Source organism: Vibrio sp. bablab_jr001, from assembly GCF_016464285.1.
In the GTDB taxonomy this organism is placed as follows: Bacteria; Pseudomonadota; Gammaproteobacteria; order Enterobacterales; family Vibrionaceae; genus Vibrio; species Vibrio fluvialis.
The window spans coordinates 1-247 of sequence record NZ_JACDWZ010000018.1 but is presented as its reverse complement, the minus strand read 5'-3'; the positions used below and the strand labels follow the sequence as shown (position 1 = coordinate 247).

At 58.3% G+C, this 247-nt stretch carries 1 protein-coding gene; it reads left to right on the top strand.

The features are described 5' to 3' along the window. Positions 1–247, top strand: a 247-nt coding sequence (locus JIG40_RS23000; protein WP_199464629.1) for a cadherin repeat domain-containing protein, incomplete at both ends; no start/stop codon positions are given.

Below are 247 nucleotides of genomic sequence, written 5' to 3'. Positions count from 1 at the left end.
GTCGGCCACCGATGGTGACGGCGAGGCGGTGACGTATTCCATTACCACCAACGTGTACAACGATGCCAATGAAGCCTTGTTTGAGATCGACGCAGTCAGCGGTGCGATCAGTCTGACGGCGGCGGGCGTCACCGCGTTCTCGAACGATTACGAAACCGCCCCCAATGTGCACGATATTGTGGTGACCGCGACAGAAGTGGCGGGTCTGGGCGAGCAGAAGTCAACGGACATCACCGTTGAACTGAGT